The sequence below is a fragment of the Caulobacter sp. 05L422 genome (genome assembly GCF_056397765.1).
This window is the reverse complement of record NZ_JBFTOB010000002.1, coordinates 355457-379291: the sequence shown is the minus strand read 5'-3', so window position 1 is coordinate 379291 and position 23835 is coordinate 355457. Positions and strand designations below refer to the sequence as shown.

General features: G+C 67.9%; 22 protein-coding genes and 1 pseudogene. 19 read left to right on the top strand and 4 right to left on the bottom strand.

The features are described 5' to 3' along the window. The 13 genes from AC1DMQ_RS04050 to AC1DMQ_RS03990 form a co-directional block, all read left to right on the top strand. A partial coding sequence (locus AC1DMQ_RS04050) for a flagellar hook-length control protein FliK (RefSeq protein ID WP_477032260.1) occupies positions 1–867 on the top strand: 867 nt, incomplete at its 5' end. A gap of 11 nt (positions 868–878) precedes the next feature. Continuing rightward, complete coding sequence (locus tag AC1DMQ_RS04045) at positions 879–1568, top strand: flagellar hook assembly protein FlgD (protein WP_477032259.1); 690 nt, start codon at positions 879–881, stop codon at positions 1566–1568. Positions 1569–1694: 126 nt separating this feature from the next. Further along, complete coding sequence (flgE, locus tag AC1DMQ_RS04040) at positions 1695–3401, top strand: flagellar hook protein FlgE (protein WP_477032258.1); 1707 nt, start codon at positions 1695–1697, stop codon at positions 3399–3401. Between the two features lie 169 nt (positions 3402–3570). Beyond that, positions 3571–3852, top strand: a complete 282-nt coding sequence (gene sciP, locus AC1DMQ_RS04035) for a CtrA inhibitor SciP (RefSeq protein WP_007675208.1) — start codon at positions 3571–3573, stop codon at positions 3850–3852. A gap of 247 nt (positions 3853–4099) precedes the next feature. After that, the gene (fliF, locus tag AC1DMQ_RS04030; RefSeq protein ID WP_477032257.1) at positions 4100–5746 is read left to right on the top strand and encodes a flagellar basal-body MS-ring/collar protein FliF; all 1647 of its coding nucleotides are present in this window, start codon (positions 4100–4102) and stop codon (positions 5744–5746) included. A 3-nt stretch (positions 5747–5749) separates the two neighbouring features. Continuing rightward, the gene (fliG, locus tag AC1DMQ_RS04025) at positions 5750–6766 is read left to right on the top strand and encodes a flagellar motor switch protein FliG (RefSeq protein WP_477032256.1); all 1017 of its coding nucleotides are present in this window, start codon (positions 5750–5752) and stop codon (positions 6764–6766) included. A 12-nt stretch (positions 6767–6778) separates the two neighbouring features. After that, positions 6779–7420: a FliH/SctL family protein gene (locus AC1DMQ_RS04020; RefSeq protein WP_477032255.1), complete on the top strand. Its 642-nt coding sequence runs from the start codon at positions 6779–6781 to the stop codon at positions 7418–7420. 5 nt (positions 7421–7425) lie between these two features. Then, on the top strand, positions 7426–7761 hold the full coding sequence (gene fliN, locus AC1DMQ_RS04015; protein WP_035072446.1) for a flagellar motor switch protein FliN: 336 nt from the start codon (positions 7426–7428) through the stop codon (positions 7759–7761). Between the two features lie 72 nt (positions 7762–7833). Continuing rightward, positions 7834–9198, top strand: a complete 1365-nt coding sequence (gene flbD / locus AC1DMQ_RS04010) for a sigma-54-dependent transcriptional regulator FlbD (RefSeq protein WP_477032254.1) — start codon at positions 7834–7836, stop codon at positions 9196–9198. Positions 9199–9344: 146 nt separating this feature from the next. Then, entirely contained in the window at positions 9345–11456 is a 2112-nt protein-coding gene (gene flhA / locus AC1DMQ_RS04005) for a flagellar biosynthesis protein FlhA (RefSeq protein WP_477032253.1), read from the top strand. A 153-nt stretch (positions 11457–11609) separates the two neighbouring features. Further along, a complete protein-coding gene (locus tag AC1DMQ_RS04000; protein WP_477032252.1) occupies positions 11610–12152 on the top strand; it encodes a hypothetical protein in 543 nt (180 codons plus the stop codon). Between the two features lie 126 nt (positions 12153–12278). After that, positions 12279–12671: a DUF4282 domain-containing protein gene (locus tag AC1DMQ_RS03995; protein WP_477032251.1), complete on the top strand. Its 393-nt coding sequence runs from the start codon at positions 12279–12281 to the stop codon at positions 12669–12671. A 125-nt stretch (positions 12672–12796) separates the two neighbouring features. After that, on the top strand, positions 12797–13219 hold the full coding sequence (locus tag AC1DMQ_RS03990; RefSeq protein ID WP_477032250.1) for a helix-turn-helix domain-containing protein: 423 nt from the start codon (positions 12797–12799) through the stop codon (positions 13217–13219). Here the strand turns inward: AC1DMQ_RS03990 and AC1DMQ_RS03985 are convergent. From AC1DMQ_RS03985 to AC1DMQ_RS03970, 4 genes are all read right to left on the bottom strand, one after another. After that, positions 13216–14280, bottom strand: coding sequence for an endo-1,4-beta-xylanase (locus AC1DMQ_RS03985; protein WP_477032249.1), 1065 nt, complete (start codon positions 14278–14280; stop codon positions 13216–13218). The genes AC1DMQ_RS03990 and AC1DMQ_RS03985 overlap by 4 nt on opposite strands. Then, a complete protein-coding gene (locus tag AC1DMQ_RS03980; RefSeq protein ID WP_477032248.1) occupies positions 14270–14689 on the bottom strand; it encodes a flagellar export protein FliJ in 420 nt (139 codons plus the stop codon). Before AC1DMQ_RS03980 ends, AC1DMQ_RS03985 begins: the two co-directional genes overlap by 11 nt. After that, positions 14689–16026, bottom strand: coding sequence for a flagellar protein export ATPase FliI (gene fliI, locus AC1DMQ_RS03975; RefSeq protein WP_477032247.1), 1338 nt, complete (start codon positions 16024–16026; stop codon positions 14689–14691). Before fliI ends, AC1DMQ_RS03980 begins: the two co-directional genes overlap by 1 nt. Positions 16027–16204: 178 nt before the next feature. Beyond that, positions 16205–17197 carry an alpha/beta hydrolase family protein gene (locus AC1DMQ_RS03970; RefSeq protein WP_477032246.1) on the bottom strand — a complete coding sequence of 331 codons (993 nt, stop codon included), beginning with the start codon at positions 17195–17197 and terminating at the stop codon, positions 16205–16207. Between the two features lie 121 nt (positions 17198–17318). Between AC1DMQ_RS03970 and AC1DMQ_RS03965 the strand changes: the two genes are divergently transcribed. The 6 genes and pseudogenes from AC1DMQ_RS03965 to AC1DMQ_RS03940 all read left to right on the top strand — a co-directional run bounded on the left by AC1DMQ_RS03965 (position 17319) and on the right by AC1DMQ_RS03940 (position 23734). Further along, a complete protein-coding gene (locus AC1DMQ_RS03965) occupies positions 17319–18107 on the top strand; it encodes a LytTR family DNA-binding domain-containing protein (RefSeq protein WP_477032245.1) in 789 nt (262 codons plus the stop codon). A 429-nt stretch (positions 18108–18536) separates the two neighbouring features. Then, positions 18537–19232 carry a response regulator transcription factor CtrA gene (gene ctrA / locus AC1DMQ_RS03960; protein WP_012285089.1) on the top strand — a complete coding sequence of 232 codons (696 nt, stop codon included), beginning with the start codon at positions 18537–18539 and terminating at the stop codon, positions 19230–19232. A 225-nt stretch (positions 19233–19457) separates the two neighbouring features. Beyond that, positions 19458–20840, top strand: a complete 1383-nt coding sequence (locus AC1DMQ_RS03955; RefSeq protein ID WP_477032244.1) for a peptidoglycan DD-metalloendopeptidase family protein — start codon at positions 19458–19460, stop codon at positions 20838–20840. A 41-nt stretch (positions 20841–20881) separates the two neighbouring features. Continuing rightward, a pseudogene (locus AC1DMQ_RS03950) lies at positions 20882–21009 on the top strand (hypothetical protein); the annotation flags it as partial. After that, positions 21006–22490, top strand: coding sequence for a SulP family inorganic anion transporter (locus AC1DMQ_RS03945; RefSeq protein ID WP_477032243.1), 1485 nt, complete (start codon positions 21006–21008; stop codon positions 22488–22490). The pseudogene AC1DMQ_RS03950 and the gene AC1DMQ_RS03945, both read left to right, overlap by 4 nt. 128 nt (positions 22491–22618) lie before the next feature. After that, positions 22619–23734: an acyltransferase family protein gene (locus AC1DMQ_RS03940; RefSeq protein WP_477032242.1), complete on the top strand. Its 1116-nt coding sequence runs from the start codon at positions 22619–22621 to the stop codon at positions 23732–23734. Positions 23735–23835: the final 101 nt, after the last annotated feature.

The window sequence follows — 23835 nt, the reverse complement described above, 5'->3', positions numbered from 1 at the left end:
GCGCCGACGACCGAAGCCGCCGAGCCCGCCGCCGCTCAGGCCGCTGTCGCCGCCCAGGCCGCCGCGCCGGAAGTCGTCTCGGTGACCGGCAAGATCGCCAAGCCCGTCGAACAGAAGGCCGCCGCCTCGACCACCGCGACCGCCGTCGCGGCCGCCGTGGCAGACGCCGCCGCCGAGCCCGCCCACGGCCAGGTCGCCGCCACGGCTCATGCCGCGACGACCGGCGAAGGCGGAGCCGAAAGCGGCGCCAAGGACCAATCCAACGCCCAGGGCTCGGCCCTGAAGGACGCCGCGCCGGTCGTTGCCTCGACCGACGCCGCCGCGACCGCCCCGACCTTCGTCGCGCCCGGCACCGCCGCCGCGCCGGCCCCGATCGTCGCCGCCCAGCTGCCCAAGGCCGGCCCCGAGACGGTCAGCCACCTGACGACCGAGATCGCCAGCAAGGCGGTGGTCGGCAAGACCAGCCGCTTCGACGTGGTGCTGCAGCCGGAAGGCCTAGGCCGCGTCGACGTGCGCATCGAGATCGCCAAGGACGGCAAGCTGACCGCCGCCCTGAACTTCGACAACCCGGCCGCCGCCGCCGAGCTGCGCGGCAAGTCGGGCGAACTGCGCCAGGCTTTGGCCGCCGCCGGCTTCAACGTCGCCGACAGCGCCTTGAGCTTCGACAGCTCGAGCCAGAACCAGAACGGCGGCCAGAACCAGAACGCCTTCTTCAACAACTTCCAGGACGGCGAGAACGGCCGTCAGGCTTTCCAAGGCCGCGCCTTCCGATCGGCGCTGGGCGAGGAAATCCCCACCCTGTCTCCGTCCGCCCTGCTGCCCGGCCTTCGCGTCGCCGACAGCAGCGGCGTCGACGTCAGAATCTAGGAGAGTCCGCCATGGTCGCCGCCACCAGCAGCACCGGTAACGCCACCACCGACAAGATCAACAACTCGCGGAACTCGCTCGCCAACAACGAGCAGACGTTCCTCAAGCTGCTGACCACCCAGCTGAAGAACCAGGATCCGCTGGCGCCCACCGACACGACCCAGATGACCAGCCAGATCACCCAGATGACGGGCGTCGAGCAGCAACTGGTCACCAACGACCTGCTGGCGGCCCTGGTCGGCATGAGCACGGGCGGCGGCATCAGCGAAGGCGTCAACCTGATGGGCAAGCAGGTCACCGCCGAAACCGACAAGTCGGTGCTGAAGAACAAGGAAGCCACCTGGAGCTACACCCAGAGCCGTTCGGCCACCGGGGTGAAGATCGAGGTCCTCGACAAGTTCGGCAAGACCATCGCCACCGTCCTGCCCGACGACATGTCGGGCGGCGACCACACCTTCAAGTGGGACGGCAAGAGCACGCCCGAAGGCGTCCAGCAGCCCGAAGGCGGCGAGTACACCATCAAGGTCACCGCGACGGACGCGGAAGGCTCGAAGATCACCACCACGGCCAAGGGACGCATCGACGGCGTCGTCACCAAGGTCACCAACGAAAGCGGCGTCAACATGGTCTGGATCGGCGACACGAAAGTGCCGCTCGACTCCGTGATCGGCGTCACCAACGCGCCCGCGGCGACCACCTAGCGGTCGCCGCCACCCGATGAACGGGCGTCAGAATGACGCCGTCGCGGTCTCTTCAGAGACCCAAACGCAAACCGCGCTGAACCCTCAAACCCATTCGTTTTTGAACTTCATCGCAGGATCGCAGTCATGAGCATCAACAGCGCCATGCTCGCCGGGGTTTCCGGCCTGATCTCCAACTCGTCGGCCCTGGCCGCGATTTCGGACAACATCGCCAACGTCAACACGGTCGGCTACAAGCGCAGCTCGGCCAACTTCTCGACGCTGGTCACCTCGCAGAGCAAGAACGCCACCTACAGCGCCGGCGGCGTGCGGGCCCAGACCCACCAGTTCGTCAGCCAGCAGGGCCTGACCCAGGCCACGACCTCGAACCTGGACCTGTCGATCGCCGGCTCGGGCTTCTTCGTCGGCACCGAGAAGCCGGAAGGCCTGACCGCCACCGACAGCCGCTCGTTCACCCGCGCCGGTTCGTTCCAGCTCGACAACCTGGGTTACCTGCGCAACGACGCAGGCCTGTACCTGCAGGGCTGGCTGGCCGATCCGGTGACCGGCACGATCACGCCCGATCCCTCGGACCTGACCCAGCTGTCGTCGATCAACGTCGGCACGGTCGGCGGCACCGCCGAGAAGACCACTCGCGTCGGCGTCAACGCCAACCTGCGCTCGGAACAGCCTGTCTCGGCCGCGGCCAACGCCGTGGCGACCAAGACCGGCGTCCTCGACTCCGGCGGCGGCACCGGCACCTACACAGTCTCGTACAGCCCGACCGGCAACGGCAACCAGTACGCGGTCGAGGTGAAGCAGGGCGCCACCGTGCTCTCGACGGGCGTGGCGACCTACAACCCCACCACCGGGGCGCTGGTCAACTACATGCAGAACAACCCCGCGCCGGCCGCGCCGACCGCGGTCGCCAACATCACCGTCGGCGCCAACACCGTCGCCGTCGCCGCCCTGGGCATGGGCACCAAGGCCGACGCCGTCGCCAGCGGCGCCTATGACCCGACGACCCGCTCGATGTCGGACTACGCCGAAGACCCGACCACCGGCGTCAAGCCGGACTTCGAGATCCAGATCCCGGTCTCGGACTCCAAGGGCGGCCAGCGCACCGTCACCCTGTCGCTGCTGAAGGGCCCCGGCCCCAACGAGTGGTTCGCCGAACTGCGCGCCAAGCCGGGCGACCTGGACAACAACACCAACGGCCTGATCAGCTCGGGCAAGGTGACCTTCACCACCGACGGCAAGCTGAGCTCGGTCGGCAACCTGTTCGGCGGCGTCACCCCGACGGCGATCAACATCGGCGCGTCGGACCCGGCCGTGGCCAACCTGGCTCCGCCGGCGGTGACCCCGCCGCGCTGGGCCGACGGCCTGGGCATCGACAGCCAGGGCATCCAGATCGACCTGGCCAGCGCCGCCGGCGGCCTGACCCAGTACAACAGCCAATCGGTGGTCCAGTCGGTGAACACCAACGGCACCGCCTTCGGCAACCTGACCAACATCGAAGTCGACGACGAAGGTTATGTTTCGGCGATCTTCGACAACGGCGTGACCCGCCGGATCGCACAGGTAGCGATCGCCACGTTCTCGAACCCCAACGGATTGAAGGGGGTGAACGGAAATGCATATCGCGTCACCAACGAAAGCGGCACCTATAGCTTGAAGACTCCAGGCGGCGGCGGCGCGGGCTCGATTGCTCCGTCCACGCTGGAAGCTTCGACGGTCGACTTGTCGACCGAGTTCACGGGGTTGATCACGACACAAAGAGCCTATTCGGCTTCGTCGAAGATCATCACCACCGCTGACCAGATGCTAGAAGAGCTTCTGAGCATTAAGCGGTAATTACAGGTCTTAACTGACCTTAATTACCCTGTGTCACATTGATACATCACGGGAGTAGGGGGAAGGCTTCGTGTTTCAGTCTTTCTTTACTATTGGAATTAAGCGCCTGTTATTTCCCGGCGCCTATATTCCTCTCCAACAGTGATGGTTGTGGGAAAGGCGTAAAGCCATGTTGCAGCAGCAGCGCACGAACAGCCGGGGTGAGAAGTACGTGATCGGTCCGACCGGCGCGCCGCTAACTCTCTCGGATTTGCCGCCTCCGGAAACCCAACGTTGGGTGATCCGGCGCAAGGCCGAAGTGGTGGCCGCCGTCCGCGGTGGTCTCCTCTCGCTCGACGAGGCGTGCGATCGGTACAAGTTGACCAACGAGGAGTTCCTCGCCTGGCAGCAATCGATCGACCGGCACGGCCTGGCGGGTCTTCGGACCACGCGGCTTCAGCAGTACCGCTAGTTCGCGGGGCTGAAAGCGTAAGCCGCGCAAGGGTTTCGGCCCTTCAGCGGTCCAAGTTGTACAGATCAGCGGCCGCGTCCCTCGGGGCGCGGCCGCGACCTTTTGGCGCCCTTGGTCCCCCCTTGGAGGGGCCTTTTGTAAACGACCCGTTTACCTTGCACTGGGTAAATCCTGCCTAGCGACGGCGTGCTTCGGCATGCAGCGGCTGGCGTTCTGTCGGGAACGCTGTTCAGGGGTAGGGCGTAGTTTGGATAAGTTCCTCAGCGCGATTCAAAGGTTTGGCGTCGGCCGTCTGGCCGCCCTGATCGGCGTTGTTGTCGGCGGCATCGCCGTGATCGCCGCCGTCATGATGATGATGAGCAAGCAGCCCAACGAGCTGCTGCTGTCGAACGTCGACCCCAAGGAATCCGCCGCCGCCACCCAGGCGCTCGACGCGGCCAACATCAAGTATGAGACCAAGAGCGACGGCGCGACGATCTATGTCGCCCGCGACAAGGTCAACGCCGCCCGCCAGCTGATCTTCACCAAGGGCCTGGTGACCTCCGGGTCGGTCGGCTACGAGATTTTCGACACTTCCAGCGCGCTGGGCCAGACCGATTTCGTCCAGCAACTGAACCGCCAGCGCGCCCTGCAGGGCGAGCTGGAGCGCACCATCCAGGGCTGGGACGGCGTCAAGGGCGCCCGCGTCCACCTGGTGCTGCCCAAGCGCCAGCTGTTCGAGGAAGACGCCGAGAAGCCGACCGCCGCCGTCACCATCAGCACGGGCCGCGAGCCTTCGGCCGACATGGTCCGCGCCGTCCAGAACCTGGTGGCCGGTTCGGTCGCCGGCATGAAGCCCGACGCCGTTAACGTCATCGACCAGCACGGCAAGACCCTGTCGGCCGGCAACGACGGCAGCCTGGCCGGCAAGCTGGCCCAGGACGCCAAGAGCGAGGCCGAGGCCCGCGTCGCCAAGACAGTCAAGGAAATGCTCGACGGCGTGCTCGGCCCGGGCAAGGCGCGCGTCACCGTCAACGCCAAGCTCGACCTGAACCGCGTCACTGTCCAGGAGCGCAAGTTCGATCCGGACGGCCAGGTCATCCGCTCGGAAAGCACCAACGCCAACAACGCCAGCGAGACCAAGAACGACGACACCGGCGGCGTCACCTCGACCCAGAACATCCCCGGCCAGACCCCGAACGGCTTCCAGCCGGTGGGCTCCAAGCAGGACAGCAACGAGAGCGTCACCAACTACGAGATCTCAGAAAGCACCAAGACCACCGTCCAGGAGCCGGGTTCGGTGATCCGCCAGGACGTCTCGGTGGCCATCGACGGCATCACCGCCCCTCCGGGCAAGGACGGCAAGCCGGGCGCCTACACCCCGCGCACCGCCGAGGAGATGGCGCAGCTCGAGCAGATGGTGAAGACCGCGGTCGGCTTCGACCAGACCCGCGGCGACCAGGTCTCGGTGGTCAACGTCCGCTTCCCGCAGCCCGAGGACCAGGGTCTGGGCAAGGCCGGCCTGCTGGACGGCATGGACAAGAACGACCTGATGCGCTTCGCCGAGCTGGGCGTGCTGGCCGTCGTGGCCCTGCTGATCCTGCTGTTCGCGGTGCGTCCGTTCCTCAAGAGCCTGATGAGCCCGCCGCCGACCCCGCTGGGCCTGGCGCTGAACACCCCGCAGATCACCCGCCTGGTCACCCTGTCGGACGGCTCCACCCAGGAAGTGGTGGTCGACCAATCGGGCGAGTCCATCGCCATCGCCGGTCCGGGCGACATGGACCAGCGCATCGACATCGCCAAGATCGAAGGCCAGGTGAAGGCCTCGTCGATCAAGCGGGTCTCCGAGTTCGTCGAAAAGCATCCGGAAGAATCCGTCGCGATCCTCCGCTCCTGGCTTCACGAGTCGGAGTAGGCGATGAAGACCTCCGTCAACGACGTCAAGAAACTGGCCGGGCCGGAAAAGGCCGCCATCGTGCTGCTCGCTCTGGGCGAGGACCACACGGCGATCTGGCAAGCCCTGGACGACGAAGAGATCAAGGAAGTCTCCCAGGCCATGGCCGGCCTGGGCACGGTCTCGGCCTCGGTCGTGGAAGAGCTGCTGGTCGAGTTCGTCTCGGGCATGAGCTCGACCGGCGCGATCATGGGCTCCTATGAGCAGACCCAGCGCCTGCTGTCGGCCTTCATGCCGCAGGAGAAGGTCGATCAGCTCATGGAAGAGATCCGCGGTCCCGCGGGTCGGACCATGTGGGACAAGCTGGGCAACGTGAACGAGGCGGTGCTCGCCAACTATCTGAAGAACGAATACCCGCAGACCGTCGCCGTGGTGCTGTCCAAGGTGAAGTCCGACCACGCCGCGCGCGTGCTGGCCTCGCTGCCGGAAGACTTCGCCCTGGAATGCGTCACCCGCATGCTGCGGATGGAGCCGGTGCAGCGCGAGATTCTCGACAAGATCGAGCAGACCCTGCGCACCGAATTCATGTCGAACCTGGCGCGCACGTCCAAGCGCGACAGCCACGAGATGATGGCCGAGATCTTCAACAACTTCGACCGCCAGACCGAAGCCCGCTTCATCGCCGCGCTGGAAGAGCGCAACCGCGAAGCCGCCGAGCGCATCCGCGCCCTGATGTTCGTGTTCGAGGACCTCTCCAAGCTGGATCCGGGCGGCGTCCAGACCCTGCTGCGCGCCACTGGCAAGGAACAGCTGGCCCTGGCCCTGAAGGGCGCCTCGGACAAGCTGCGCGAGATGTTCTTCTCGAACATGTCCGAGCGCGCCAGCAAGATCATGCGCGAGGACATGGAGAGCATGGGTCCGGTCCGTCTGAAAGACGTCGACCAAGCCCAGGTCGCCATGGTGCAGGTGGCCAAGGACCTGGCCGCCAAGGGCGAGATCATGCTGGCCGGCGCCGGCGCCGAAGACGAACTGATCTACTAGGGGGATGGCTGAATGACCGACATGACCCCCAAGCGCTTCACCTTCGACACCGTGTTCGACGACCACGGCGGCATGACCGCGCCGGCGCGGGTGAAGAAGAACTTCACGCTGGAAGAGCTGGAAGAGGCCAAGGCCGAAGCCTTCGCGGCCGGCGAGCAATCGGCCGTCGCCCAGGCCGAACACGAGGCCGTCATGGCCCTGAACACCATCGGCCAGGCGATCCACAGCGCCTTCTCGACCCTGACCGCCGTCGCCCACGAGCACCGCGAGGGCTCGGCGATGCTGGCCCTGGCCTGCGGCCGGGCGATCGCCGACGCCGCCCTGGACCAGTTCCCCCAGGCTCCGGCCGAGGCGGCCCTGGTCGCCCTGGCCCGCGAGGTCGAGGCCAGCCCGAAACTGACCGTCCGCGTCGCCGCCCATCTGGTCGAGCGCACCCAGGCCGCCCTGGAGCAGACGGCCCAGGCCATCGGCTTCCCGGGCCAGATCGTCGCCCGGGCCGACGCCATGCCGGCCGCCGCCTTCCTCCTCGACTGGGGCGACGGGCGCGCGGCCTTCAATCCTGACGACGCGGCCGCCCGCGTCACCCAAGCCCTCGAAGCCGCCATCGCGGCCGAGGGACTCCACGCCGAACCCCTTCTGCCTAGCGAGAGCTGACCGTCATGTCCGAAGACAACCTCACCCTCGACGAATTCGGCGGCTCGATGCTGGCCTCCGAGATGCCGGTCGAACTCAGCGACAAGATCGCCTCGGACCTGGCGCCGGTCTTCGACGTGCCGGTCAACATCTCCGCCGTGCTGGGCCGGGCCCACATGTCGGTGGCGCAGCTGCTGCAGCTGTCGGCCGGATCGATCCTCGAGCTGGACCGCAAGGTCGGCGAGGCGATCGACATCTATGTGAACAACCGCCTGGTGGCGCGCGGCGAGGTCGTCGTCGTCGACGAGCGCCTGGGCGTGACCATGACGGAAATCATCAAGGACGGCGACGCCGCCGGGTGATCCCCAGCGACGTCGAGTGAAGCTTAACCAGTTGAACTGCCGGGGTAAAAACACCCCAACGGAGATAGAACGATGCGCCTCCTGGTCGTCGGAAAACTGAACGGACAGCTCTCGGTCGCCGTGAAAATGGCGATGAACACCGGGGCCAAGGTCTCGCACGTCGAGACCTGCGAAGCCGCGACCCACGCGCTGCGGGCCGGGCAGGGCGCGGACCTGATGATGGTCGAGTACACGCTCGACATCGCGGGCCTGATCGCCGCCAACGAGTCCGAGCGGATCCGGGTGCCGGTGGTGGCCTGCGGCGTCGACGCCGATCCGATGCGGGCCGCCGCGGCGATCAAGGCCGGGGCCAAGGAATTCATCCCGCTGCCGCCGGACGCCGAGCTGATCGCCGCGGTCCTGGCCGCCGTCACCGACGACAATCGTCCGATGATCGTCCGCGACCCGGCCATGGAGGGCGTCATCCGCCTGGCCGACCAGGTCGCCCCGTCGGAAGCCTCGATCCTGATCACCGGCGAAAGCGGTTCGGGCAAGGAGGTGATGGCCCGTTACGTCCACACCAAATCGCGTCGGGCCAAGGCGCCGTTCATCAGCGTCAACTGCGCCGCCATTCCCGAGAACCTGCTGGAAAGCGAGCTGTTCGGCCACGAGAAGGGCGCCTTCACCGGCGCCGTGGCCCGCCGGGTCGGCAAGTTCGAGGAAGCCAACGGCGGCACCCTGCTGCTGGACGAAATCAGCGAGATGGACACCCGCCTGCAGGCCAAGCTGCTGCGCGCCATCCAGGAGCGCGAGATCGACCGCGTGGGCGGCTCCAAGCCGGTCAAGGTCGACATCCGCATCCTGGCCACGTCCAACCGCGACCTGGCCGCGGCGGTGAAGGACGGCACGTTCCGCGAGGACCTACTCTACCGCCTGAACGTCGTGAACCTGCGCCTGCCGCCGCTGCGCGAGCGTCCGGGCGATGTGCTGACCCTGTGCGAGCACTTCGTGAAGAAGTACTCGGCCGCCAACGGCGTCGCCGAAAAGCCGATCTCGGCCGAGGCCAAGCGCCGGCTGATCGCCCACCGCTGGCCGGGCAACGTCCGCGAGCTGGAAAACGCCATGCACCGCGCGGTGCTGCTGTCGCCGGGCGCCGAGATCGAGGAGTTCGCCATCCGCCTGCCGGACGGCCAGCCCCTGGCCCCGGCTCCGGACACCCAGGTCGCCCGCGGCGCCCAGATGGCGGCCGACGCCGTCTCGCGCACCTTCGTCGGCTCGACGGTGGCCGAGGTCGAGCAGACCCTGATCATCGACACCCTGGAGCACTGCCTGGGCAACCGCACGCACGCGGCCAACATCCTGGGCATCTCGATCCGCACCCTGCGCAACAAGCTGAAGGAATATTCCGACGCCGGCGTCTCGGTGCCGCCGCCCCAGGGCGGCGTGGCCGCCGCCTGATCGCCTGTCCAGGTCCCGGCGCCCGCGACCATCGGTCCGGCGCCGGACATGGCTAATTTCGGTTAAGACCCTGGCGGGTTCGCGCAAATCGCTTCAAGGCGGATTCAGCGCAGTTACTGGCCAAGCTAACGGATCGAACACTCTGAATGGCTGACGCCGCCGTCCCCAAGACCGCCTCCTCGGTCCCCAGCGCCAAGTCGCTGTGGGAAGGGATCCTGCGCGGCGAAATGGGCCTGGCCCTGGGCGTCGTGGGCATCATCGTCCTGCTGATCATCCCGGTTCCGGCGATCCTGCTGGACCTGCTGCTGGCGATCTCGCTGACCGGCGCCGTGCTGATCCTGATGACGGCGATCCTGATCAAGAAGCCGCTGGAATTCACCTCGTTCCCGACCGTCCTGCTGGTCGCGACCCTCTATCGCCTGGGCCTGAACGTGGCCTCGACGCGCCTGATCCTCGGCCACGGCCAGGAGGGCTCGCACGGGGCCGGCGCCGTCATCCAGGCGTTCGGCAACCTGATGATGCAGGGCAACTTCGTCATCGGGGTGATCGTCTTCATCATCCTGGTGGTGGTGAACTTCATGGTCGTCACCAAGGGTTCGGGCCGGATCGCGGAAGTCGCGGCCCGCTTCACCCTGGACGCCATGCCCGGCAAGCAGATGGCCATCGACGCCGACCTGTCGACCGGCCTGATCGACCAGGACACCGCCAAGCAGCGCCGCAAGGACCTGGAGCAGGAATCGACCTTCTTCGGGGCCATGGACGGCGCCAGCAAGTTCGTGAAGGGCGACGCCGTCGCCGGCCTGATCATCACCGCGATCAACATCATCGGCGGCATCCTGATCGGCGTCGTCCAGCACAAGATGCCGATCGGCGAGGCCTCGGCCTCCTACACCATCATGACCATCGGCGACGGCCTGGTCAGCCAGATCCCGGCCCTGATCATCTCGATCGCCGCCGGCATGGTCGTGTCCAAGGCCGGCGTCGAGGGCAGCGCCAACAAGGCCCTGACCACCCAGCTGGCCATGAACCCGGTCGCCCTGGGCATGGTCTCGGCCTCGTCGGGCGTGATCGCCCTGATCCCCGGCATGCCGATCCTGCCCTTCGCCGCGCTGGCCGTGGGTTCGGGCTACCTGGCCTATCGCCGCGCCGTGAAGGCCAAGGAGCCGCAGCCCCTGGACGCCGCCGCCCTGGCCGCCCTGGCCGAAGCCTCGGCCGAGCCCGAGGAGGAGCCGATCAGCGCCTCCCTGGCCATCGACGACGTCAAGATCGAGCTGGGCTACGGCCTGCTGACCCTGATCAACGACCTGGACGGCCGCAAGCTGACCGACCAGATTCGCGCCCTGCGCAAGACCCTGGCCACCGAGTTTGGCTTCGTCATGCCGCCGGTCCGCATCCTGGACAACATGCGCCTGGCCAACCAGGGCTACGCGATCCGCATCAAGGAGATGGAAGCCGGGGCCGGCGAGGTCCGCCTGGGCTGCCTGATGGCCATGGACCCGCGCGGCGGCCAGGTCGAGCTGCCCGGCGAGCACGTGCGCGAACCGGCCTTCGGCCTGCCCGCGACCTGGGTCGAGGAAGCCATGCGCGAGGAAGCCACCTTCCGCGGCTACACCATCGTCGATCCGGCCACCGTGCTGACCACGCACCTGACCGAGATCCTCAAGGAGAACATGGCCGACCTGCTCTCCTACGCCGAGGTGCAGAAGCTGCTGAAGGACCTGCCCGAGGGCCAGAAGAAGCTGGTCGACGACCTGATCCCCTCGGTGGTCACCGCCGCCACCATCCAGCGCGTGCTGCAGGCCCTGCTCAAGGAGCGCGTGTCGATCCGCGACCTGCCGCAGATCCTGGAAGGCATGGGCGAGGCCGCGCCGCACACCGCCTCGGTGGTGCAGCTGACAGAACAGGTCCGCGCCCGCCTGGGCCGCCAGCTGTGCTGGGCCAACCGCGGCGAGGACGGCTCCCTGCCGATCATCACCCTGTCGGCCGAGTGGGAGCAGGCCTTCGCCGAGGCCCTGGTCGGTCCGGGCGAGGACAAGCAGTTGGCCCTGGCCCCGTCGCGCCTGCAGGACTTCATCCGCGGCGTGCGAGACGCCTTCGACCGCGCCGCCATGGCGGGCGACAGCGCCGTGCTGCTGACCAGCCCGGGCGTGCGTCCCTACGTCCGTTCGATCATCGAGCGCTTCCGCGGCCAGACCGTGGTGATGAGCCAGAACGAAATCCACCCGCGTGCGCGCCTGCGCACGGTGGGGATGGTCTAGGACGCTCCCAGCGTCCGGATCTCGGGCCTTCGGCCTAGAAAAAGCCTGGAAATGCCCCGAAATGGTCACGGGTTGTTACTGACTATTTCGGAACCGTTGCCGATAGGTCGCGTTCGGTTTGCAAGGCGGGGGCCTTCACGACGGAGCGTAATGATGAAAACCAAGATCGCCATGCTCGCCGCCGCCGCGACCGTTTCGCTGGCTGGGGCCGCTTTCGCCCAATCGACCGCCCCGGCTCAGACGCCGCCGGCCACTACCTCTTCCACGACCACCACGACGACGGCTCCGGCCCAGTCGACCACCCCGGCCGCGCCTGCGGCCACCACGGCTCCGGCCACCTCGGCCGCGCCGACCAGCGCCCTGCCGGGCGCGCCGACCCAGTCGACCACCAGCAGCACGACCAGCACCACCTCGACGGCCGCTGACGCCGACGCCGCCGGCACCCCGTCCTCGGCCAACGTGGCCCTGGACCTGAAGGTCGGCTCCGAGGTGAAGGACCCCTCGGGCGCGGTGGTCGGCACGATCGCCGGCACCACCACCGGCGCCGACGGCTCGACCAACGTGGTCGTGACCAGCGGCGAGAAGAAGTTCGCCCTGCCCAAGGCCAGCTTCAGCGCCGCCACCGCTGGCGGCCTGCAGACCACGGCCACCAAGGCTCAGATCGACGCCACTCTGGCCGGCGCCAAGCCCCAGTAACCGTCGACCCAGCCAACGATCGTCGTCTGATGATCCGCGAGCCCGCTCGGCATTGCCGAGCGGGCTTCGCACTGCTAGCGATGGGCCAGTACCCGGCGGAGCTCCCGCTGACATGAGGGGTGTCGGATGGCTCCGGCCAGAAATTCCAAGGCGCGTAGCTCGAGCGGTCTGTTCTGGGACCTGCTGACGTTCGATCGTCTCGTCACGGGGCCGGTGATTCACCTGATCTACTGGGCCGGCCTCGGCGTCGTGGCCCTGTTCGCGTTCTCGGTGGTCGGCGCCGCCGTCGGCCTGGCCCTGAAGGAGCCCGGCCTGCAATCGCTGCTGCTGGCCTTCCCCGTGCTGGTCGCGGGCCTGCTGGTGGCCGCCGCCATGGTGCTGCTGTGGCGCGCCTTCTGCGAATTCTATGTCGCCATCTTCCGGATCAGCGAGGACCTGCGGGCTCTGCGCCAGGCCAGCGACGCCGACCACGCCGTGGCCGCCGTCACCCGTCCCCCGGCCCAGAAAACGGCCGACTAAGTCCTCCGTACCCTGCGACCGAATAACGCGGTTTACGAAAATTCACCGTCGAGCTTGAGGGCAGGGGTCGTTCCCGGCGTCTAAGCGGCAAGGAGGCGTCTCAAGTCTCCAGTCGGAGACGCATGTTGACCGCCGATCAAGAACCTCACCTCGTCGACATCCATGTGGGCGCCCGCATCCGGATGCGCCGCAAATCCATGGGCCTGAGCCAGACCCAACTGGCCGACAGCGTGGGCATCACCTTCCAGCAACTGCAGAAGTACGAGCGCGGGGCCAATCGCGTCAGCGCGTCCAAACTCTACGGCATGGCGGTGACGCTGCAGACCTCGGTGGCCTGGTTCTTCGAAGGCATGCCGCCGCTGGACAGCGTGGTCGACGGCGACAAGCGCACCATGGCCGTGCGCCGCTTCATGGCCACCGAGGAAGGCGTGGAGCTGGCCTCGCTGGTGCCGCAACTGCCCCTGTCCCAACGCCTGCAGATCCTGGCCCTGGCCAAGACGCTGAGCCTGGACATCAACGACAACGGGTCGGACGAGGCCGCCAGCTAGGCCCTGAACGCCCCCGCCAGGGCCGCCGCGCCGGCCTTGGGCCGTCCGGCGTCGTCGAACGGCGCCGGGGCGTCGGCGGCGTTCTCCTTCTTCAGCCACGAGTCCTTGTCGCGCAGGCCCCACAGGGTGAAGGCGAAACGCTGGCGTTCGGGCAGGGCCATGAAGGCCTCGGCGGTCTCGGCGTAGACGGCCGCCTGGCGGCGCTGCAGTTCGCCACGCGACAGCAGCTTGTTTTCCGACCGGACCAGCGAGACGTCCAGCTCGGAGACGTGGATCGGCAGGCCCAGGCTCGCCAGGTCGCGGATCATCGTGGTGATCTGGCCCGGAGCGATGTCGGCCGCCACGTGCATCTGGGTTCCCAGGCCCGTCAGCGGCGCGCCCGAGGCCAGCAGGCGCTCGGCCAGCTTCAGGAACGTGGCGCGCTTCCTGGGATAATATTCGAGATTGTAGTCGTTCAGCAGCAGGGCCGCGTGCGGGTCGGCCTCGCGCGCCGTGCGATAGGCCAGGGCGATGTGCTCGAAGTCGCCCAGGCGGCGGGACCACAGGCTGTCACGCCAGCCGTTGCCGTCCTCGGCCACCGCCTCGTTGACGACGTCCCAGCCGACCACCTGGCCGGCATAGCGGCCGGCCACCGCCAGGATGTAGTTGCGGTAGGCGTCGGCGAAGCCGATGCGGCTCTCGTCCAGCCGCTCGAAGGCCTCCGGGGCCTGGGCGTACCAGATCAGGGTGTGGCCCAGCAGGCCCATGCCGTGGGCGCGGGCGAAGGCGGCGATGCGGTCGGGGGCGTCGAAGCGGAAGGAGCCGTCCGGCTGGACGATGTACTCCATCTTCATTTCCCACTCGGGGGTCAGCTGGCTGACCTCGCGGGCCAGCAGGGCGGCCAGGGCCGGATCGTCCAGGTGCAGCGCCTGGACGCAGGCCCCGATCCGGAACGGCGCCAGGCTCTTCAGCGGCGGCAGGTCGGCGGGGGCGGACTGGCTCTGGGCGTCCTTGGAGCCGCAGGCGGTCAGGGCCAGGGCGCTGGCCAGGACCGCGCGGCGGTCGAGACCCTTACCGCCCACCGACCGCCACCCGGCGCAGGCCCAGCTCGTCCAGGGCCGCCGTCTCCAGCTTGCCCGCCAGCTTGATCTTGGCCACCTTGGCGGCCTCGGCGACGTGCTCGTATTTCTTGAGGTTCTCGAAGGCCATCGACAGGGCGTCGCGGGCGCCGGCTTCCTCGATCAGGATCTGGTCGATCTCCAGCAGGGCCTGGTCGCGGCGGATCTTCGAACCCTGGCGGAAGCCGATCATGTACCAGCCGGCCTCGACGTCGCCCTGGGCCTGCATCGCCTCCAGCTCGGACTGGGCGTCCAGGGTGGCGACCTTCATCTCGGCGGTCTGGCGGCGCTCGACGATCTCGGCCAGGCGCTTCTGCAGGGTCTCGACCTCGTGGTTCGAGATGCGGATCAGGGAGTCGGCCCACTTGGTCATTACGCGGCTTCACTCTGCAGGATGTGGGCGAGGTAGCCGAAGCTGTCGTCGAGGCTGGTGGCCTCGTCGGGGCTCTGGCTGAGGAAGGCCTCGACGGCGGGGTTCAGGCGGATGGCGCGGTCGATCAGCGGATCGGCCCCGGCGCGGTAGGCGCCGATGCGGATCAGCTCCTCCATGTTCGAATAGGCGGCCAGGGTCTGGCGGGCCATCTTCACGACCTCGCGCTCTTCCAGCGTCTGGCAGCCGGGCATGGTCCGGCTGATGGACTTCAGGACGTTGATCGCGGGGAAGCGGCCGCGCTCGGCGATCGACCGTTCCATGACGATGTGGCCGTCCAGGATGCCTCGGGCGGCGTCGGCGATCGGCTCGTTGTGGTCGTCGCCGTCGACCAGCACCGTGAACAGCGCGGTGATCGGGGCGGCCGTGGTGCCGTCGGGACGGATCGGACCGGGACCGGCGCGCTCCAGCAGCTTGGGCAGCTCGGTGAAGACGGTGGGGGTGTAGCCCTTGGTGGTCGGCGGCTCGCCGGCGGCCAGGCCGATCTCGCGCTGGGCCATGGCGAAGCGGGTGACCGAGTCCATCAGGCAGAGGACTTCCAGGTCCTGGTCGCGCAGGAACTCGCTGATCGCCAGGGTCATGTAGGCGGCCTGGCGGCGGGTCAGGGCCGGCTCGTCCGAGGTGGCGACCACGACGATGGCGCGCTTGAGGCCGTCCTCGCCCAGGGTCTCCTCGATGAACTCGCGGACCTCGCGGCCCCGTTCGCCGATCAGGCCCACCACGACGGCGTCGCAGGTGGCCTCCTTGGCCAGCATCGACAGCAGCACCGACTTGCCCACGCCCGAGCCGGCGAAGATGCCCAGGCGCTGGCCGCGGCAGGTGGTGGTGAAGACGTTCATCGACCGCACGCCCAGGTCGATGCGCTCGCCGACCCGGCCTCGGGCGTGGGCGGGCGGGGGCGGGGTCTTCAGGGGGTAGGGGACCTCGCCCTGGGGCAGCGGGCCCAGGCCGTCGATCGGCTCGCCGAAGGCGTTGATGATGCGGCCCAGCCAGGCCTTGGTCGGACGGACCACGGCGCCCTCGGGCATGATCTTGATGACGGCGCCGGGGGCCACGCCCTCGACGGGGCCGAACGGCATCAGAAGGGCGCGGGTTTCGCGGAAGCCGACCACCTCGGCGGGCAGGACCGGCAGGCCCAGGCGCTCGATCTCGACCCGCGCGCCGACGGCAAGACGGGTCAGTCCGCCGCGCGCCTCGATCAGGAGGCCGTTCACGGCGGCGACGCGACCGAAGACGGTCAGCGGATCGATACGTTCGACGGCGGCGATCAGGCTACGCAAGCACAACTCCCGACGGCTCAGGGCCAAGCTTTGGGCCCCGGGCGTTAATGGGGAGTGAAGTAGACCGACATGGTTAATTCGCTCTTGAGGATTGCGGTTAAGCCAGGGGGCTGCGTCCTTATGACCACCCCTCTTTCCGGTCATCCCGGCCTTGGCCGGGACGACCGGAGCTTGGGGGCTAGGGCTTGGCCAGATTGGCCTTGAAGAACCCCACCACCTTGGCGTCGAAATCCTTGTGGAAGGCCGCCCGGTCGAAGCCCGGCGCGCTGGTGCAGATGAACGCGGCGGTGGCGCGGCCCTGGTCGTTGCAGGGCGTCAGGAAGTCGAAGTGCCCGGCCCCGGGGACGACATGCCATTCCGGCGGCTTGGGCAGGTTGGCGCGCACGGCCGAGGCGTAGAACGGGTCGGGCAGGATCTGGTCGTTCTCGGCCCGCCACAGCTGCAGCGGGACCGTCACCTTCGACAGGCCGGTCTTGGTGAGGCTGTAGCCCATGGCCGGGGCGGCGGAGACCACGGCCTTGATCCGCGCGTCGTGGGTCCAGACCGCCTTCAGCGCGTCGGCCGGCGGTGGGTGTGAAGCGGTCAGCTTGCAGTCGAAGAAGTCGGGATGGGCCTTGCAATGCGGGGCCAGGGTCGTCAGCTCCGGCTCGCCGCCGGCCGCCGCCAGCACGGTGAAGCCGCCCGAGGAGAAGCCAAACGCCCCGACCCGCTCCGGATCGAGCGCCGCCTGCATCGGCGAGGCCTTCAGCATGTACTCGATCAGCACCGACAGCTGGCGCGGCCGGTTGGCCATGTCGGTGGCGCGGCTCTGGTCGGCGTAGTTGTCGCCGGTGTGGGTCAGGGCGGCGACCACGAAGCCGGCTTCGGCCAGGGCCTGGGCGGTGTCGGCATGGCCGCCGAAGAAGCCGCCGTTGCCGTGCGACATGACGATCAGCGGCAGGTGGTCGCCGACCAGGGGCGCGCCGGCCGCCACGGTCTGCTGGCCGATGCCCAGGTCCATCAGCTTGGCGGGGGCGTCGGCGGGATACCAGATGCCGACGGTGATCGGCGCGCCCCCTTGCGGATCGGCGGCCTGGACCACGGTGAAGCCGGCGCTGGCGGCCAGGGCCGGCGAGGCCAGCCCCACGCTCAAGACGGCGAGCGGGGCGAGAAGCAGGGAACGAAGCGACATGGACGTCCTCGGGGATGGAAGATGTCCAGGGTGATGCCGCCGGCCCCGACGGCCCGCCACCGCCGCTTCGCGAATGGGCGAACGGGTTCGCGAACCGGCGAACCGACGTTATAGCAACGGTATGACCGACCCCACGGCCGCCAGGGCCGAACCTCTGCTGGGAACCGCCCGCGAATGGGCGATCGACTTCGCCGTCGCCGCGACGATCGGCGTGTTCGTCGGCGTGATCGGTCCGTACGGCAGCTATCTGAATGGAGCGGTCTGGCCGCGCATCTTCCACTTCGTCGTCTGTTTCTGCGTGGGAACCCTGATTTTCGGCGTGCTGCAGCGCCTGGCGGTGGCCGGGGCGGAACGTCTGAGGCTCCCGGTCTGGCCGGTGATCGTCGTCGCGCTGCTGGTCGGCTGCGTGCCGCTGGCGCTGTTCATCAGCTGGCTGGCCACGACGCTGTGGCCGTTCCTGCGCGACAGGATCGCGCCGCTGGAGTGGTACGGCCAGTGCGTCTTCCTGTCGGGACCGGTCCTGACCTTCGTCATCGTCCGCCGCGCGATGAAGGCCCGGACGCGCGACCCCCATCCGGTCCAGGCCGAGCCGCAAGCCACGGCCATGCCGGCCTCGGGCGAGGTGCTGTGCCTGCGGATGGAGGACCACTATGTGCGGGTCCACACCCCGAACGGCTCGCGCCTGGTCGCCGGGCCGTTCGAGCGGGTGATAGCCGGCATGGCTCACGAGGGGATGCGCGTGCACCGCTCGTGGTGGGTGGCCCGGGCGGCCGTCACCGGGGTGGTCGCCGACGGCCGAAACCTGCGCCTGACCTTGCGCGGCGACCTCACCGCGCCGGTTTCTCGGACCTCCGTGGCCAAGCTTCGGGAGGCCGGTTGGCTGGCCCCAGAAGCTTCGGGCGAAAAATAGGGTGAAACCCGCCGCGACCGGACGTCGCGGACCTTGCGCGGCAAGGCTCGCGGCGACGCTCCGAGGCCCATGGCCAAGGCAGTAAAATTCTCGCGACAGAACGCCGCAATCTCGCCTCACGGATTAACGGCGGGCCGCTGAAACGGTCGGAAAACAGGGGCGCCGAACCCTTTCCAAACCCCGCAAATCAGGCGTTTCGCGCCAAAAGGAATCGTCTTGACGGGCTGTCCACAGCCCCCTGCGACCATTGCGCCAAATGAGTCGCTGACCGCTTGCACCCGATTCGCAAATCAGATTAACCATTTCTTCGACGAGATCATTCACCATTAACCTGTCTTAAATTAACTGTCCGGCAGAGTGCAGGACGGGTTTCACCGGCGGATTCCGCCTAGCTGTCGAATAATGCCGCCCAAGGGCGGGGAGGGCTGCATGCGCGTACTGTTGATCGAGGATGACAGCGCCACCGCGCAGACCATCGAGCTGATGCTGAAGTCTGAAGGCTTCAACGTCTACACGACGGATCTTGGCGAAGAGGGCGTGGATCTGGGCAAGATCTATGACTACGACCTGATCCTGCTGGACCTGAATCTGCCGGACATGAGCGGGCTGGACGTTCTGCGCACCCTGCGGGTGGCGAAGGTGAACACGCCGATCATGATCCTGTCGGGCAGCGCCGAAATCGACACGAAGGTGAAGACCTTCTCGGGYGGCGCCGACGACTACATGACCAAGCCGTTCCACAAGGACGAGATGATCGCCCGCATCCACGCGGTGGTCCGTCGTTCGAAGGGTCACGCCCAGTCGGTCATCAAGACCGGCGACATCATCGTGAACCTGGACGCCAAGACGGTCGAAGTGAACGGCAACCGCGTTCACCTGACCGGCAAGGAATACCAGATGCTGGAGCTGCTCTCCCTGCGCAAGGGCACGACCCTGACCAAGGAGATGTTCCTCAACCACCTGTACGGCGGCATGGACGAGCCGGAACTGAAGATCATCGACGTTTTCATCTGCAAGCTGCGCAAGAAGCTGGCGGCCTCGGCCCAGGGCAAGCACCACATCGAAACCGTCTGGGGCCGCGGCTACGTGCTGCGCGATCCGAACGAGCAAGTCGCCGCGGCGTAGTCGCTGGCGAACGAAACCCGAAAAGTAGAGCGCCCGCCTCTCGGAGGCGGGCGTTTTCCTTTTTAGGATCAGGGTCTTAACCCTATCCGTGACAAATCGCCCGAAGCACCGAATAGTCCTTGCCCGAAGGTGGCGTCATCCGTCATTTTCCGGCGCGAGGTTTGCTGGGGGGCATCCCAGTCGTGTCATTTTGAACGCACGGCATCGCTACCAGTCGGGGTCTTGATGCAGGAATTCGATCCGAGACGGCCGACCTTGCGTCTGGCCCCGAAGGTCTTCACCGCGATCGCCGGTCTGGCCGCCCTGGGCCTGGGTTGGAAGCTGACGGCCACCGACGCGCCGATGCAGGTGGTCAAGGCCCCGCTGGACGCCAGCGCCCTGGCCGCCCTGCAACACGCCGCCTTCGCCAGCGCCGAGGCCCAGCCGGGCTTCGAGCGTCCGGAATCCATCCCCGTGAAGGTGCGTCCCGGCGAGACCCTGGAAGGCGCCGTGCTGCGCACCGGCATCGCCCCCAACGACGCCCGCCAGGTGGTCACCGCCCTGCAGGGCGCGATCGACACCGTCAACATCAAGGCCGGCATGGCGTTCGAAGCCGCCGTCGCCGAGCGCCGCAACGGCCGCGCGGGTTCGGCCCGCCTGATCGGCCTGTCGATGCGCACCAGCCCGTCCTCGACCCTGACCGTCTCGCGCACCTTCGACGGCGCGATGAAGCTGCGCGAGCTCGAGGAAAAGGTCACCGACGAGACCAAGGTCGCGTGCGGCGAGATGAAGGGTTCGTTCTACGAGAGCGTGGCCGACGTGGGCGGCACCCCGGCGGTGATCAGCCAGGCGGCCAAGCTGTTCTCGCACAAGATCGACTTCTCGCGCGACATCAAGGAAGGCGACAAGTTCTGCCTGGTGTTCGGCCGCAAGGTCACCGAAAGCGGCCGCACGGTCGAGGCCGGCGACCTGGAATACGCCGAGGTCAAGGGCCAGAAGTTCTACGCCTTCGAGCGCCCCGGTGAAGACGGCAAGCCGCAGTTCTTCGACGAGCTGGGCAAGAACATCAAAGGCTTCCTGCTGCGCACGCCGGTCGACGGCGCCCGCATCACCTCCACCTTCGGCATGCGCAAGCATCCGGTGCTGGGCTACACCCGCGGCCACAAGGGCGTCGACTTCGGGGCCGGCACCGGCACCCCGATCCTGGCGGCCGGCGACGGCGTGGTGCTGGAGGCCCGCCGCTGGAGCGGTTACGGCAACTGGCTGCGCATCCGCCATTCGGGCCAGTGGGACACCGGCTACGGCCACATCTCGCGCTACGCCAAGGGCATCAAGCCGGGCGTGCGCGTACGCCAGGGCCAGGTCGTGGCCTATGTGGGCTCCACGGGCCTGGCGACCGGTCCGCACCTGCACTACGAGGTCTGGCTGAACGGGCAGCGGGTCAACCCGATCGGCGCCAAGGTGCCGCAAGGCACGATCCTGGCCGGCGGCGAGCTGTCGCGCTTCAAGGCCCAGCGCAACCACATCGATCAGATGCTGGCTGACGCCGGCGAAGCCGTTCAGGACCCGTCGGCGCCGAAGATGGCGCTGGCCTCGCTGGACAAGGCCAAGGGCCCGGCGCTGCGTTAAGGCCCTGCGTCCTTCGAGGCTCGCCCCCAAAGCAAGAATGGCGGCTCGCACCTCAGGATGAGGAATTCAGTGCAACCAAGGTCCTCATCCTGAGGCGCCCGCGCAGCGGGCCTCGAAGGACGCAGTGCGCTTGACCGTCGCCGTGCTCCGCTGCATGCCTCGCCCGTGAAAACCGTCCTCACCACCCTCCGTCGCGAGTGGCTGGGCCAGCCGCGCGCCGACCTGCTGTCGGGCACGGTCGTGGCCCTGGCCCTGATCCCCGAGGCCCTGGCCTTCTCGTTCATCGCGGGCGTGGACCCGGCCGTGGGCCTCTACGCCTCGTTCGTGATCGCCATGACCATCGCCTTCGTCGGCGGCCGACCGGCGATGATCTCGGCGGCGACCGGGGCGATGTCGTTGCTGATGGGCGGGCTGGTCCGCGACCACGGGATCGAGTTCCTGTTCGCCGCCAGCCTGCTGACCGGCCTGATCCAAGTCGTCATCGGCGTGCTGCGCCTGGGCCGCTACGTGCGGTTCGTGTCCAAGTCGGTGATGAGCGGCTTCGTCAACTCGCTGGGCATCCTGATCTTCCTGGCCCAGCTGCCCCAGCTGATGCACGGCAACTGGCAGACCTTCGCCATGGTCGGGGCCGGTCTGGCGATCATCTATCTGTTCCCGAGGCTGACCAAGGCGGTCCCGTCGCCCCTGGTGGCGATCCTGCTGCTCAGCGCGGTGGCCGTCGCCTTCAAGGTCGACGTGACCACCGTCGGCGACATGGGCCAGCTGCCCACCGCCCTGCCGGCGTTCCATATCCCCGCCGTGCCGCTCACCTGGGAGACCCTTCGGATCATCGCCCCGGTCTCGTTGACCCTGGCCTTCGTGGGCCTGCTGGAAAGCCTGCTGACCGCCAACCTGCTGGACGACATCACCGACACCCCGTCGGACAAGGACCGCGAGACGCGCGGGCAGGGGATCGCCAACATCGTCTCGCCGCTGCTGGGCGGCATGGCCGGCTGCGCGATGATCGGCCAGTCGATGATCAACGTCACCTCGGGCGGGCGCGGACGGCTGTCGACCTTCTGGGCCGGCCTGTTCCTGCTGATCCTGATCCTGGTGCTGCGCGACTGGGTGGCCCGGATCCCGATGGCCGCCCTGGTGGCGGTGATGATCATGGTGTCGATCAAGACCTTCGACTGGGGCTCGGTGACGAACATCCGCTCCACCCCGGTGCAGTCGACGATCGTCATGCTGGCGGTCACCGTGACCGTGCTGACCACCCACGACCTGTCCAAGGGCGTGGTGCTGGGCGTGATGCTCAGTGTGATCTTCTTCGCCCGCAAGGTGGGCAAGGTGCTGGCCGTGCGCGAGATCGAGACCGGCGATGAAGGCGTGCGCCGCTACGTGGTCAGCGGCCAGATCTTCTTCGTCTCGGCCGACCTGTTCGCCGCGGCGTTCGAATTCCACGGCAAGCCGCGCCGGGTCGAGATCGACCTGACCGGCGCCCACCTCTGGGACCTGACCGCCGTCGCGGCGGTGGACAAGGTGGTGTTCCGCTATCGACGCCAGGGGGCCGAGGTCGAGGTCATCGGCATGAACCAGGCCGCCGCCACCCTGGTCGAGCGGGTGGGCCGGCACGACAAGACGCATTTGCCGGAAGGGGCGGGGCACTAGAGGCGGGGACATGCCCTCGCGGCGTGTCCCCAAGTCCTGGCTCAGCGGGTGCTGATGGGGACACGCCGCAAGGGCATGTCCCCGGCGCCGAGCTTGACCATCTCCCCCGCTCGTCCCATCCCTGGGCGATGAAAGCGCTGCCCGCCCTCAAGCCCGACTCCGACGAGATGCTGCATCTGGACGCCCTGCGCATCGTTGGGGCGCTGATGATCGTGGTGTTCCACTTCAACCGCTACATCAACCTGGATGGGCGCTGGCAGGTGGCGGACGACATGATCAAGGGCTTCAGCCTGATCGTGGACCTGTTCTTCCTGATCTCCGGCTACGTGATGGCGGCGATCTATACCGGCCGACTGACCGGCTGGAACAAGTACGGGACCTTCCTGAAGAAGCGGGTGGCGCGGCTTGGGCCGCTGCACTGGGCGACCATGCTGGTTTTCGTCGGCGTCTGGGCGGCGGGCGTCGTGCACTGGGGCGGCGATGTCGACCCCAAGCGCTACGACCTGTCCTGCATCGTTCCCAACGTGCTGTTCGTCCACGCCTGGCATACCTGCCACAGCCAGACCTGGAACTTCGTCAGCTGGGCGATCAGCGCCGAGATGGGGATGTATCTGGCCCTGCCGCTGCTGTTCTGGATCACGGCGCGCGGGCGGGTCGTCACGGCGATCGTCACGGTCGCCAGCTTCGTGCTGCTGCTGCTGAACCCCGACGGCGAGATGCCCTTCCACCAGTGGACCTGGAACTTCGGGGTGCTGCGCGCCGTGCCGGGCTTCCTGCTGGGCATGCTGGCCTTCCAGCTGCGCGACGTGCTGGGCAAGCTGCCCTTCGCAAGGGTCTGGATGTGGGGGCTGCTGGCGGTCTTCCTGGTGGCCTCGACCTTCCGGATCGAGCGGACCCTGCTGCTGCTGATCGTCTACGCCCTGGGCCTGGCCGGGGTCGCCGCCGACGCGGCCGGCGCGCAGGGCGGCGTCAGCCGCCGCCTGGCGCCCTGGGCCCAGCTGAGCTTCAGCCTGTATCTGCTGCACCCGATCGCCCTGAAGATGGGGATCAACTGGATCGGCGTGGCCGATTGGGGCCTGAACGGCGACGCCCTGCGGCTGTGGGTGCTGTTCTGGATCGTGGCCCTGATCCCGGCGGCCTATCTGTCGCTGGTGCTGTTCGAGCGGCCGGCGCGGGACTGGATTTCGGGGCTGGGCGCGAAGAAGACCCTCTCCCAGAGGGAGAGGGAGGGACCCGCCGCGTAGCGGTGGGAGGGTGAGGGATTAGGGACGGTCGACGGCGTGCCGGCACTTCGGTTGGCTCACCACGCCCTCACCCTCCCAAGCTTCGCTTGGGCCCCTCCCTC

Excerpts from the sequence above, each read along its gene's own strand:
- AC1DMQ_RS04045 (WP_477032259.1), top strand. The coding sequence starts at position 879 with ATGGTCGCCGCCACCAGCAGCACCGGTAACGCCACCACCGACAAGATC.
- flgE (WP_477032258.1), top strand. The coding sequence starts at position 1,695 with ATGAGCATCAACAGCGCCATGCTCGCCGGGGTTTCCGGCCTGATCTCC.
- sciP (WP_007675208.1), top strand. The coding sequence starts at position 3,571 with ATGTTGCAGCAGCAGCGCACGAACAGCCGGGGTGAGAAGTACGTGATC.
- fliG (WP_477032256.1), top strand. The coding sequence starts at position 5,750 with ATGAAGACCTCCGTCAACGACGTCAAGAAACTGGCCGGGCCGGAAAAG.
- AC1DMQ_RS04020 (WP_477032255.1), top strand. The coding sequence starts at position 6,779 with ATGACCGACATGACCCCCAAGCGCTTCACCTTCGACACCGTGTTCGAC.
- fliN (WP_035072446.1), top strand. The coding sequence starts at position 7,426 with ATGTCCGAAGACAACCTCACCCTCGACGAATTCGGCGGCTCGATGCTG.
- flbD (WP_477032254.1), top strand. The coding sequence starts at position 7,834 with ATGCGCCTCCTGGTCGTCGGAAAACTGAACGGACAGCTCTCGGTCGCC.
- flhA (WP_477032253.1), top strand. The coding sequence starts at position 9,345 with ATGGCTGACGCCGCCGTCCCCAAGACCGCCTCCTCGGTCCCCAGCGCC.
- AC1DMQ_RS04000 (WP_477032252.1), top strand. The coding sequence starts at position 11,610 with ATGAAAACCAAGATCGCCATGCTCGCCGCCGCCGCGACCGTTTCGCTG.
- AC1DMQ_RS03995 (WP_477032251.1), top strand. The coding sequence starts at position 12,279 with ATGGCTCCGGCCAGAAATTCCAAGGCGCGTAGCTCGAGCGGTCTGTTC.
- AC1DMQ_RS03980 (WP_477032248.1), bottom strand. The coding sequence starts at position 14,689 with ATGACCAAGTGGGCCGACTCCCTGATCCGCATCTCGAACCACGAGGTC.
- AC1DMQ_RS03970 (WP_477032246.1), bottom strand. The coding sequence starts at position 17,197 with ATGTCGCTTCGTTCCCTGCTTCTCGCCCCGCTCGCCGTCTTGAGCGTG.
- AC1DMQ_RS03965 (WP_477032245.1), top strand. The coding sequence starts at position 17,319 with ATGACCGACCCCACGGCCGCCAGGGCCGAACCTCTGCTGGGAACCGCC.
- AC1DMQ_RS03955 (WP_477032244.1), top strand. The coding sequence starts at position 19,458 with ATGCAGGAATTCGATCCGAGACGGCCGACCTTGCGTCTGGCCCCGAAG.
- AC1DMQ_RS03940 (WP_477032242.1), top strand. The coding sequence starts at position 22,619 with ATGAAAGCGCTGCCCGCCCTCAAGCCCGACTCCGACGAGATGCTGCAT.